11 protein-coding genes and 2 riboswitches are annotated in these 12,564 nt (G+C 43.8%); of the genes, 6 read left to right on the forward strand and 5 right to left on the reverse strand.

Features of this window, described 5'->3' with window-relative positions; translation table 11 throughout:
• Positions 1-821 (forward strand): phosphodiester glycosidase family protein (locus ACT3RN_RS06350; RefSeq protein WP_192519092.1); only part of this gene is annotated, 821 nt, incomplete at its 5' end.
• 27 nt (positions 822-848) lie between these two features.
• Here ACT3RN_RS06350 and ACT3RN_RS06355 read toward each other — a convergent pair.
• The 5 genes from ACT3RN_RS06355 to ACT3RN_RS06375 all read right to left on the reverse strand — a co-directional run bounded on the left by ACT3RN_RS06355 (position 849) and on the right by ACT3RN_RS06375 (position 5,249).
• Positions 849-1,226 (reverse strand): DUF7079 family protein, encoded by a 378-nt coding sequence (locus ACT3RN_RS06355; protein WP_192519091.1) that lies wholly within the window; start codon positions 1,224-1,226, stop codon positions 849-851.
• Positions 1,227-1,585: 359 nt separating this feature from the next.
• Positions 1,586-2,809 (reverse strand): vWA domain-containing protein, encoded by a 1,224-nt coding sequence (locus ACT3RN_RS06360; protein ID WP_192992372.1) that lies wholly within the window; start codon positions 2,807-2,809, stop codon positions 1,586-1,588.
• Between the two features lie 103 nt (positions 2,810-2,912).
• Complete coding sequence (locus ACT3RN_RS06365; protein ID WP_192519095.1) at positions 2,913-3,770, reverse strand: AAA family ATPase; 858 nt, start codon at positions 3,768-3,770, stop codon at positions 2,913-2,915.
• A gap of 267 nt (positions 3,771-4,037) precedes the next feature.
• Positions 4,038-4,682 (reverse strand): hypothetical protein, encoded by a 645-nt coding sequence (locus ACT3RN_RS06370; protein ID WP_192519089.1) that lies wholly within the window; start codon positions 4,680-4,682, stop codon positions 4,038-4,040.
• Positions 4,683-4,928: 246 nt separating this feature from the next.
• A complete protein-coding gene (locus tag ACT3RN_RS06375; protein WP_192519088.1) occupies positions 4,929-5,249 on the reverse strand; it encodes a YcgL domain-containing protein in 321 nt (106 codons plus the stop codon).
• A 273-nt stretch (positions 5,250-5,522) separates the two neighbouring features.
• Positions 5,523-5,661: riboswitch (glycine riboswitch) on the forward strand.
• A gap of 55 nt (positions 5,662-5,716) precedes the next feature.
• A riboswitch (glycine riboswitch) is annotated at positions 5,717-5,864 on the forward strand.
• 172 nt (positions 5,865-6,036) lie between these two features.
• Here ACT3RN_RS06375 and gcvT point away from each other — a divergent pair.
• The 5 genes from gcvT (at position 6,037) to ACT3RN_RS06400 (ending at position 12,542) form a co-directional block, all read left to right on the forward strand.
• Positions 6,037-7,218, forward strand: coding sequence for a glycine cleavage system aminomethyltransferase GcvT (gene gcvT, locus ACT3RN_RS06380; RefSeq protein ID WP_442440052.1), 1,182 nt, complete (start codon positions 6,037-6,039; stop codon positions 7,216-7,218).
• A gap of 85 nt (positions 7,219-7,303) precedes the next feature.
• Positions 7,304-7,684, forward strand: a complete 381-nt coding sequence (gene gcvH, locus ACT3RN_RS06385) for a glycine cleavage system protein GcvH (RefSeq protein ID WP_192519086.1) — start codon at positions 7,304-7,306, stop codon at positions 7,682-7,684.
• Positions 7,685-7,918: 234 nt separating this feature from the next.
• Positions 7,919-8,689: a nitroreductase family protein gene (locus ACT3RN_RS06390; RefSeq protein WP_225739144.1), complete on the forward strand. Its 771-nt coding sequence runs from the start codon at positions 7,919-7,921 to the stop codon at positions 8,687-8,689.
• A gap of 93 nt (positions 8,690-8,782) precedes the next feature.
• A complete protein-coding gene (gene gcvP, locus ACT3RN_RS06395; RefSeq protein WP_192519084.1) occupies positions 8,783-11,680 on the forward strand; it encodes an aminomethyl-transferring glycine dehydrogenase in 2,898 nt (965 codons plus the stop codon).
• Between the two features lie 172 nt (positions 11,681-11,852).
• On the forward strand, positions 11,853-12,542 hold the full coding sequence (locus ACT3RN_RS06400) for an alpha/beta fold hydrolase (RefSeq protein ID WP_192519083.1): 690 nt from the start codon (positions 11,853-11,855) through the stop codon (positions 12,540-12,542).
• Positions 12,543-12,564 lie beyond the last annotated feature (22 nt).

Raw genomic sequence — 12,564 nt, forward strand, 5'->3', positions numbered from 1 at the left:
CAATGCCAAGTTTTGTTCATACCGTACCTTTATGTACAGCCGTCCTGCTCTCACTTAGTATCAGTGCTTGTAAGCCTACAAGCACTGCCGTCAGTAATAGTGACACAGAAAACTGGTCATGCCAGTCTCAAGATGCGCCGTTTTCTTACAGTGCTTGTCGCATTACAGCGGAAGCATTGAGCGATGGACGTTACGCATTAAAGCTGTTTTGGCAGCAGTCTGAGAGTGATGAGCCACTGCTGACTTTCGATAACTTATTATCGACTTTACCAGACAATCAAACACTGAGCTTTGCCACCAATGCAGGTATGTATAATAAAGACTATGCGCCGATTGGCTATACCACTATTGAAGGCAAAGAAGTTCGCGCGTTGAACCTCAATGAAGGTGGCGGTAATTTTCATTTACTGCCCAATGGGGTCATGTGGTGGGATAAGTCTGGGAAGGTACAAATCACGGAAAGCAACGCCTTAGATGAGCTGCTTAAAAATGGTGAAGCACAGCCATGGTATGCCACCCAATCTGGCCCAATGCTGGTTATCAATAACGAGATACATCCACAATTCAAACCTGACAGCACCTCACTCAAGATTCGTAATGGTGCAGGCGTTTGTAGTGATGGCAGTATACAGTTTGTGAATAGCGATGAGCCTGTCAGCTTTTATGAGTTTGCTGAACTGTTTAAAGACGATTTAAGCTGCCCAAATGCGCTGTTTTTAGATGGTGGTATTGCGTCGGCATTATACGCACCCAGTATTGATAAACATGATAAAAAAGAGATGGGCGTTATGATTGGCGTGGTAGAGACTGGTATTGAATAAATGCTTTTAGCTTATTTCGATACTGACTTATGATGCCAAATGCTTTTCATGCGCCAATCGTATTTCTGCAGCAAGTTTTAGCCATTCGTGATTCAAAAATCTTTTATAAAATTGTGCTTGAAGCTTTATTTTGAAACGATAGAATCGACTGGCATTAAACTGCTGCAAGTGATGATTTATATCATTGATAAAACAGTCTTCATTAAATCCCGACCAAACAGTAGGTATTGGCATAAGAAGATTACCAATACAAATAGGGGCAACTTCAAAATAGAGCATATACTCTAACGCTATAATATCAACGTGTGCCACTCGCCTAGCGATAAACTCATAAGATATCTCAGTGTCTAAAAATAGATCTGATAATGCGACCCACACGGCTTCTTGATTATTTAACCTACCCATAATTAGGGCGTGTTGAGCATTCAAATATTAGGACTGCTGATCGCTAAAATTGCACCAAACTAGGCGCAAGTCGACGATAATGTCGAGACCTTGGCTAGGATTGCAACAACGTTTGGGGTGATTTTAGCCTCAGCCTTGAGAACGGCTCCAGCAAAGCACTGCTTTGCCCGTTTGCAAGGCGAGAGCTATGCTCGAGTGGAGGGCAGTACTCTTTTTTGCCAATACATGGCGAAATTGTTTAACCTAGAATGACTAGGTATCAAAAATTTCACTGCATATTGTCTAAAAAATAGTCACTGCCAGCACCACATTTGAATGTTCAACACGCCCTAACCTTATAGCGTCTTTCAGCTCTGGTCTTAACGAGCCAAATAACCCGTCATTTCTTCCACGCCATGCAATGTCATAGGGTACATTTTATTGTCCATTAATTTTTTTATCTCAACGATGGTCTGCGTATATTGCCAGTAAGCAGGATTTTCTGGATTCAGCCAAGCCACTTTATCAAAATGAGCCAATACCCGTGTCAGCCATACAATACCTGCCTCATCATTCATATATTCCACACTGCCACCCACTGTCATGAGCTCATATGGCGACATGGATGCATCACCGACGAATATCACGCGATACTCCCGCCCATATTTATTTAGCAGCTCATACGTTGACATCGGCGCGCTATGACGGCGATTGTTGTCTTTCCACACATAGTCATACAGACAGTTATGGAAATAGAAAAACTCTAAAGTTTTGAATTCATTTTTTGCTGCAGAAAACAATTTCTCAAGCGCCTCAACATGGATATCCATACTGCCGCCCACATCAAACAGCATCAGCACTTTGACACGATTACGGCGCTCAGCCTGCATGTGAATATCGAGCACGCCTTTTTTTGCCGTGCGTCTGATGGTCTCATGAATATCAAGCTCATCAGCACTACCAGTACGGGCAAACTGACGCAGATTACGCAGTGCCATCTGTAGCTGACGGGTTCCTAATTGATTGTCATCATCTAGATTACGATATTTACGCTGCTCCCAGACTTTGGCCGCGCTGCGCTTACGTGACTCACCACCGACCCGAACGCCTTCTGGATGATCGCCATAAGCACCAAACGGTGAAGTGCCGCCAGTACCGACCCATTTACTACCGCCTTGATGGCGCTCTTTTTGTTCTTTAAGCCGCTCCTCCAGTGCTTTCATCAGCTCTTCGAGCGAGCCATATTTTTTTAGCAGTCGCCGCTGCTCTTCGGTCAGGTTTTTTGGGTCAAGCTTTAAGTCGAGCCACTCTTTCGGCACGTCCGTCAGCTTAGCCAATAGCTCGTCCATATCTAAACTATCGACACCCTCAAAATAATCTGCCATGGCGCGATCGAATTTATCAAAATGGCGCTCGTCTTTGACCATGCACAGCCGAATGAGCCGATACATGTCTTCGCGACTGGCAAAGGTAGTCAGCGATGAGTCTTCAGGATGCGGCTGCATCATCAGTCCTTTATCTAACGCCGCATTGAGGTCGAGCAGCTCGCGTGTACTGACTGGCACGCCGTAAGTACGCAAAGTGTAGAATAGTTTTATGAACATAAGAGTCGCATCACTTATTGGCTGATATGGTTATGATTTTGGCATTGGCACTCATGTTTATCATGGCTAATTTTTATCATAGCTACAACGCCCATACTCACGTTTAACGACGCATCATATTGGCAAAGCGCTGCAATAGGCTCACATCGGCTTCGTTTTTCAGTAACGCACCATACAACGGAGGAATTGACTTTTCACCGCGCAAGTTTTCTTCCAACTCGTTTTGTGCCATGTCATCAGCCAATAATAGCGTTAACCAATCGACCAATTCAGACGTTGATGGACGCTTTTTAAGTCCTTGAATATTACGCAGCTTATAAAAGATATCGAGCGCATCATTGACCAGTTTTTCTTGAATATCAGGGAAATGTACCTCGATGATTTGACGCATGGTTTGCTCTTCAGGAAAGTCAATATAATGAAAAAAGCAACGACGCAAAAACGCATCCGGCAACTCTTTTTCATTGTTCGACGTGATAATGACCACTGGGCGCTGCTCAGCCGTAATGGTCTCACCCGTCTCATACACATAAAAAGACATCTTATCTAGCTCATGCAGCAAGTCATTTGGGAACTCAATATCGGCTTTATCGATCTCATCAATCAATAACACCGTACGCTCTGTACTGGTAAAGGCATCCCATAGTTTGCCAGGCTTGATATAGTTGGCAATGTCATAAACCTTGTCATCACCCAATTGTGAATCACGCAGGCGCGATACCGCATCATATTCATATAGCCCTTGCTCGGCCTTAGTCGTCGATTTGACATGCCAAGTGATGAGCGGCATACCCAAACTCTCTGCTACTTCTTCGGCTAGTAGCGTCTTACCTGTACCTGGCTCACCTTTAATAAGCAGAGGTTTTTGCAAGGTCATCGCTGCATTGACCGCTAGCTGTAAATCATCAGTCGCAATATAATTGCTGGTTCCAGTAAAGCTTTTGTGAGTTTTATCAGTCATGCTCATAATCGAATCTCAGTTATTGTTATTCATTCAGGCTGTCAGAAGCCATCAAGTCATTAAAGGCAATTAGTGGAAAATAAACAATCATTTAGATTAGCACAGCCACACGTATTGCCAAAATACTCATGCGTTCGCAATTGCTAAACAACCCGATACAAAAACACGCTCCCATAAAAAAAGACACGCAAGGTGTCTTTTTTTATGGGATATTTTATTACGTTAACGCTTTAAATGTTTTTAATAGGCTTATTATTAACAACCATTTTATAACTTGTCTGACTTTTCTATTTTAGGTTTTTTAGTTAAGCTGCTGTCTTTTTTGAAACCAAAATCTGTTTCAGTATCAGAGGCCAAAGGCGTTTTAGGAGATTGCTGATCAATATCAGACGATTTTGTCAAATTGGCATTCTCTGGTAAATAACTACCTGTCGTCAGCTGCATCGTCGCTTGCGTATCTTCTGCACTTTTTCTACGGGCTTTTTCTAAGCTCGATTCAAAAGCACCACGGATAAGCTGCCAAATAAAACCAACAAACAATCCCGCCACTAGCACCACCAATATCGGTACCATACCAGCGATCGCGCCAGCAAAGTCTTTCATCATAATGGAATAGACCACATGAATACTAGCAGGTGCTAACACACTAGGGTCGTTCAGAGCCGTACTAGGCGCTAATAAAACAGCGAATAGTACCATCCACGTCATTCCACCCAATGGTTTGGGCAGCATACGAGCGACCAATAACCACAATATCAATACGATGATAACACCACCAAGATAAGCATACATTGGCAAATCTGCAGCTGGGACGTCTTTAACCATCTGCCCCCACCAAATAGCAATCTCGCCGAGAATATCACTGAGTGCTTCCAGTGGTAAAAGATGTACGATATTTTTTAACCAGTCCATGCGCGTTTCACTACCTGCGTTTATAAATCGTGCGTCAAGTTCTCGTGTTTACAGGTAAACAGTCCATACTACCCTACTATAAATAACACTGAACACATCATCAACATGCACACTTGATAGGCTGCTAGTTTATCACGACTTTCTACCAAAATGCATGTGGCCAAATGTTTATCAGACGTTTTATTGATTGCTTTCTAAAAAAAATATTTAAAACCATTAGACTACAAACCTTACAGGGTTAAGGCTTTAGTCGTAAATACTGTCTTGTGCTTCACGTGCCCGTAGCTCTGCTTGGCGGCGCATGACATCTTGAGGTGGCAACTGCACAAAATAGCCTTGTGACTGCAATTTTGCCAATACTTCCTCTTTGTCGACACGAGCCAGCGATGGCCTAGTAGCCAAATCCAGATGCATGACAAACTGGCTACGACCTAATCCTGCACGGAAATCTTTGGGCAATACCCCAAGCCAGTCTTTAATTTCGTCGGTATCATCAGGATAATCGGGACGTGCAATATAAATGTACATATCGTCATGTTTTGGAAATTTATAAATATCGCAATGCATAAAAACAACCTATCGGAAACTATCGCCATAGATTAGCATATTTCGGGTAAATATCAGTAGTCGCTTTGCGTTTTGGTATGGTAAACCATGCTAAAAATTTACGAAATAATTAAAATGATTCAATAATCATAAAACCACTCTATTTATCTATACAAGTATTCATAACTTTCATAGATAAATAGCGATTATGCTTATAAAAAGCCGTTTTTGCTAAAATTATCGATTTTAATGCGGCTAATGACTTGTAAAAACACCATTAACCTTTCATAATAAAGGCGTTTTTCAGGAGAGAGTTTGTCAGCACAATCTCGTATCAAGCCGCATTGGTCATACGACGTATATAATTGCTGCACAACCACCGAAGGCGCATCCACCCTGCCAATCGCTCAGGTAAAAGGACTGAAAAACAAATGTCATTATTTGTTTAGTTGTATGCCATCAAGCGTGCATGACACACAAACATAAGGCATAACAAATCTGGAGAGCGGTAAAAACGGACGACGTTTTACCCACCGAAGGGGAGAAAACACGCTATCATCAGTTATCGGTTTGTATTAAAACTCATAAATGCTGGCTCGTGTTGAAAATCTCAGGTCACAGGACAGATAGGGCTATTACTTAAACCGACGTTCAGCGTCCGTTTGGTTTACAGCTTTCTATTTATTCTCTGTGCCACCCTTTGATGTAATATTTGCATCTTGCAATGTTGCTTCTCACTACTATGATAATGCGCATTAACTTTTATACTGTTATCCAGTATGGACTGATGCACACATAAGGATTTGTTATGACCAATACTCAAGATAGCCACTCTCCGCACACGTCTACCCCTCAACGCACCCCCCTTTATCAGTCGCATGTCGATAGCGACGGCAAACTGGTGGATTTTTCTGGTTGGGAATTGCCCATTCATTATGGTTCACAAATTGAAGAGCATGAAGCCGTTCGTACAGATGCAGGCATGTTTGATGTCTCACATATGGTCGTGGCTGATATCAAAGGCAGCGATGCCAAAGCTTGGCTACAAAAACTACTGGCTAATGATGTCGATAAGTTAAAAATCGTTGGTAAAGCGCTTTATTCTGGCATGCTCAATGAGCAAGGTTCTGTCATCGATGACCTTATCGTGTACCTGATGAATGCAGAAGCTACCGAATACCGTATCGTCTCAAATGCAGCCACACGTGATAAAGACATGGCACAGTTTAATAAAGTCGCTGAAGGGTTTGATATTACCATCACTGAGCGCCCAGAGCTTGCGATGATTGCCGTTCAAGGCCCTAATGCTGTTGACAAACTGGCACAAGCCAAACCTAAATGGGCAGATACTCTAGCAGGGCTCAAGCCTTTCGTCGGTGCGGACTTAACCGATATCGAAGGCACCGATTGGTTCGTTGCGCGTACTGGCTATACAGGTGAAGATGGTGTCGAAGTGATTATGCATGGTGATGATGCGCCAGCGTTCTTTGAGCAATTAAAAGCCAATGGCATTAAACCTGCAGGCCTTGGTGCACGTGATACCTTGCGTATGGAAGCAGGTATGAACCTATACGGTCATGACATGGACGAAACGATCAGCCCCTACGAGTGCAACATGGGTTGGACGCTAGCGTTAAAAGACGATCGTGACTTCGTTGGCCGTACTGCCATGATCAGCAAACGCAAGCAGTCAAAAGACGACAATACCGCCATGAAACAAGTGGGCCTGCTGCTAACGAGTCGCGGTGTATTACGTGAAGGCATGACAGTCACCATCAATCAAGGCACAGCCAACGAGCAAACTGGCATCATTACCAGTGGCACATTCTCCCCTAGCCTCAAAAACTCCATTGCGATTGCCCGTGTTCCTGCCAGCGTATCAGAAGAAGATAACGTTCAAGTTGATCTCCGTGGCAAAGGTAAATTCGTTGATGTACGTGTTCTTAAGTTACCATTTGTCCGTAACGGTAAGCAGCAGTTTGACTCATAGGCTTTATAAATTCTATTATTAGCCTCGATTGGATTTAGCTTCCACTATTTTTGTTAATTAACCTCTATCAATTAGGAGAGAAAACATGAGCAACATTCCAGCAGAACTAAAGTATATCGCTAGCCACGAATGGCTACGCCTAGAAGACGATGGTACGATCACTATCGGTATTACTGACCACGCACAAGACCTATTGGGTGATGTGGTGTTTGTTGAATTACCAGACGTCGGTGACATCATCGCTGTTGATGATGAAATCTCAGTGGTTGAATCAGTAAAAGCAGCCTCTGACGTTTATGCTCCTATTTCAGGTGAAGTCGTTGCGATTAATGAAACGCTAGAAGATGATCCTGAAATCATCAACTCTGACCCATATGGTGAAGGTTGGTTCTTTAGAGTAAAACCTGACAATATCGCTGACTACGAAGCATTAATGACTGCTGATGAGTACGAAAACGAGCTATAAAAACACGCTTATAATCTAACATTAGTATTCAAGCGCATTATCATAAGAGACACATATTATCGCAGATACTGGCATTCGTTGGTATCTGCACGCACCACCTTAATAATCATTGCTAGATTTATAAATTCCAACTGCTAACAAATGTATTCGTATTAATCACTTATCAGACATATTGAAGAAATCCCATCAATCATGACTCAAGTTGATCTCTCAATCCCCAGCACGGATCCTAATATGAACCTCAGTACGAACCTCAGTACCGACAGTCAAAACAGTGTAGCTACGCCTAGTCATACGCCGCAGCTACAAGCGTTTCGTGATGTAGTTGAATCACGCCGTTCAATTCGCCGTTTTACAGACACCCCTATCCCTGATGATGTGCTAGTAGACTGTCTGCGCTTGGCCATACTAGCACCGAACTCTAGCAACTTACAGCCGTGGGAATTCTATGTCATCGATGATGCTGATAATCGCAAACGTGCGGTAAAGAACTGCATGAATCAAAATGCAGCAAAGACATCAGCACGATTAATTGCGGTGGTTGCTCGTACCGACACTTGGAAAAGTCATGCTCAGAAAATCCTACGTGAATACCCTGACAAACCCGTACCAAAAAAAGTCAAAGGCTACTATACCAAAATCGTCACACTGACTTTTTTACGAGGTCCAGCCAACGTGGTATCAGTAGCAAAATGGGGGGCAACTCAAGCAATAAGACGTTTAAAAGGTCCTATCAAGTCTCCCTACTACACGTTTGAAGACACCAAAAACTGGGCAACCAACAACACTGCACTAGCGGCTGAAAATCTAATGCTTGCACTACGAGCACATGGGTTTGACAGCTGTGCGATAGGCGGCTTCGATGAGCCAGCCATGAAACAACTATTAAATCTAGGTGACGATCAACACATCGTTATGATGATTGGTGCTGGTGAGCGTGCTGATGATGGCGTTTACAACACCCAGTTCCGTTTCGATCAAAATCAGTTTGTACACTATGTGTAATACATAAATACGTAGTCTACTAGCTGATTGTTTAATGCCACAGACCGTTATTTTTAGTTAACTCCTTTATTACTCCCTTAACCAAGGACTATCATGACTATTTCTCAAAACCCAACGTTTGATACTTTTCAAGGACTATTCAATGAAGCGGAATTTGTCTACCGCCATTTAGGATCGAATGAGACCAAGCAAGCTGATTTGCTGAGTGCTGTTGGTTATCAGGATATGGCAAGCTTTATCAATGATACCGTGCCTGAGCCAGTACGTTTGCACAAAGCGTTAGACCTACCAGTGGCGATGAGTGAGCATGCCGCCTTAGCTAAATTGCGTACGATGGCAGATGATATCACTGTTAAAAAGAGCTATATCGGTCAAGGGTATTCTCCTGTGCGTATGCCTGCTGTCATTCAGCGTAACGTCCTTGAAAATCCAGGTTGGTACACCGCTTATACCCCTTATCAAGCAGAAATCGCCCAAGGTCGTCTAGAAGCACTGCTTAACTTTCAACAAGTGTGTATTGACCTAACTGGTCTTGAGATGGCTGGTGCGTCATTGCTTGATGAAGCGACTGCAGCGGCTGAAGCGATGGCGATGTCAAAGCGTGTGAGTAAGAGCAAATCCATACAGTTTTTTGTGGATGAGCGTGTCTACCCACAGACTCTAGATGTCATCAATACCCGTGCCAAGTACTTTGGTTGGGAAGTGGTCGTTGGCGATTTTGAAACCGCCACATCAGGCGATTATTTCGGGGCATTATTTCAATACGTTGGGGCCGAAGGTGATGTCAAAGATTTGACGGATGTCATCGCAGCTGTCAAACAAAACAAAACGTACGTCAGTGTCGTCAGCGATATCATGAGTTTGGTATTACTCAAGTCGCCAGCTGATATGGGTGCAGATGTGGCACTTGGTAGCACGCAACGCTTTGGTATTCCAATGGGCTTTGGTGGTCCACATGCCGCTTATTTTGCTTTCTCTGATAAAGCCAAACGCTCAGCGCCTGGCCGTATCATCGGTGTATCAAAAGATTCGCAAGGCAATACAGCACTTCGTATGGCTCTGCAAACTCGTGAGCAGCATATCCGCCGCGAAAAAGCCAACTCAAACATCTGTACGTCACAAGTATTGCTCGCCAACTTAGCGGGTATGTATGCCGTTTATCATGGCCCAACTGGCGTTAAACGTATTGCCACACGTATTCATGCCTTTGCCACTGCCTTTGCCAATATCATCACAAACACGAATGACAGCAACCTAAAAGTCGTGCACGATCAGTTCTTTGATACTGTTGTTATTGATTGCGGTTCAGAAAAGCTTGCAACCCAAATTTTTGAAAATGCGGACAATGTTGGTTATAACTTATGGCGTCTTGGCGATAGCAAGCTTGCCGTTGCCTTTAGTGAAACCAGCGACCAAACAGACTTTAACGTCTTGACACAGCTATTTGTTAGCAAAGCGCATGACTTACCTAAAGCTGCTAGCGTATCGCTTGATAGTGCACACTTACGTACTGATGCTATCTTAACGCATCCGGTATTTAACTCACATCATACCGAGCACGAAATGCTGCGCTACTTAAAATCGCTTGAAGACAAAGATTTGGCGATGAACCGCAGTATGATTTCTTTGGGTAGCTGTACCATGAAACTGAATGCCACCAGTGAAATGCTACCGATTACTTGGCCTGAGTTTGCCAATGTGCATCCTTTTGCACCACGAGATCAAGTCACTGGCTATATCGCCATGATTGATAGCTTACAAGACCAACTCAAAGCCATTACTGGTTTTGATGATGTCTCTATGCAACCAAACTCTGGTGCATCAGGTGAATATGCAGGCCTGCTTGCTATTCGTCGTTATCATGAGTCTTTGGGTGAGACTGGTCGCGATGTTTGCCTCATTCCTCAGTCAGCACACGGTACCAATCCAGCTACCGCTATGATGATGGGCATGCAAGTGGTCGTGGTCAAAACTGACGACAATGGTAACGTAGATATCGATGACCTAACGGCCAAATGTGAAGAACATAGCGCACGCCTAGGTGCTTTGATGATTACGTATCCATCGACTCATGGTGTGTTCGAAGAAGGTATCCGCCATATTTGCGACTTGATTCATAATCATGGTGGTCAGGTTTATATGGATGGCGCTAACATGAATGCGCAAGTTGGCATGATGCAGCCTGCAGACGTTGGTGCTGATGTATTACACATGAACTTGCACAAGACTTTCTGTATCCCTCATGGCGGCGGTGGTCCAGGTATGGGTCCTATCGGCATGAAGGCGCATTTAGCACCATTTATGGCAAACCATGCCCTAAGCCCTGTCCATAATGCACAAAAAGACTGCTCAGCCGTCTCAGCAGCACCTTATGGTTCAGCGAGTATCTTGCCTATCTCATGGATGTACATTGCCATGATGGGACGCGATGGCTTGCTAAAAGCGACTGAAATGGCGCTACTCAATGCCAACTATGTCGCAGCCGAGCTAAAAGATCACTACCCTGTCCTATATACTGGCAAAAACGGCCGCGTCGCTCACGAATGCATCATCGATATTCGCCCATTAAAAGCAGAGACTGGCATCACAGAAAGCGATATCGCTAAACGCTTGATGGATTATGGCTTCCACTCACCAACGATGAGCTTCCCTGTAGCTGGGACATTGATGATTGAGCCGACAGAGTCTGAGTCAAAAGAAGAGCTGGATCGCTTTATCAGTGCGCTACAATCTATCAAAGCTGAGGCTCTAAAAGCCAAAGCCGGAGAAGATGGTTGGACACTAGAAGACAACCCATTAGTCAATGCACCGCATACTGCTGCGATGGTTACTAGCGGTGAATGGAGCTATCCATACAGCCGTGAGACTGCTGCATTCCCATTGCCATATATCCGCGCCAATAAATTCTGGCCAAGCGTGGCTCGTATCGATGATGTGTATGGTGATAAGAATCTAATGTGCTCTTGCCCAAGTATCGAAAACTATATGTAATTGCCGCTTTTGATAAAGTATAGATAGTTTTTATAAAAAACCTCCAAGTCAGTAGCTGATTTGGAGGTTTTATTTTATTGATGCATTATTAAGCAACATTGGTAAATAATGATAGTATTGATCCATATTACGATTCATATTACAAAGTTACTTTCACTATGTTGGAGCAAACATGCCACAAAAAAGCCGCGTCATTCTGATTCACGGTCTGCACCAAACTGCGTTGATTATGCGACCTTTGGCTAAGCGCTTACAAGCGGCAGGGTGTGTAACTCATCAGTATGGCTACCGTAGTATGCGAGATGGTATCAAAACCAATAGCGCACGTCTTAATGCGTGGCTGGAGGAAAACCATCACCCTGACCAACCGATAGATTTGGTCGGTCATAGTTTGGGTGGTCTGATTATTCGTGATTTTGTCGCTCAATATCCAAAATGGCAGATTGGACGCTGTGTGACTCTAGGCACGCCGCATAATGGCAGCATTAGTGGCGATTATATTTGGCGACTCGCTCCTGCGATTGTCGGTAAATCATACGAGCAAGCCTTGGATGGCACGGTTGCGCCTTTACCAAAAGGTATCGAACTTGGTGTCATAGCTGGCAATAAAGCGCAAGGTTTGGGCCAACCTATCCTAGCCTATCACAATCGAAAATTGCGCAAAGCGAACGTAGAGATACTCTCAGAAAAGCTCGCCCATGATGGCACGGTCTATATCTCAGAGACTAAACTTATCAGCGCCACCGATCATATTGTATTGCCTGTCACTCATACGGGCATGTTAGTTAACAAAGCAGTCGCTGAACAGACCATACATTTTTTACAAAATGGACAGTTTAAGCACGAAGTTCATAAACCCTAATCCTGACAAAAACATCATAGCT

Source organism: Psychrobacter sp. AOP5-GZ1-6, assembly GCF_052376345.1.
Classification (GTDB): Bacteria; Pseudomonadota; Gammaproteobacteria; order Pseudomonadales; family Moraxellaceae; genus Psychrobacter.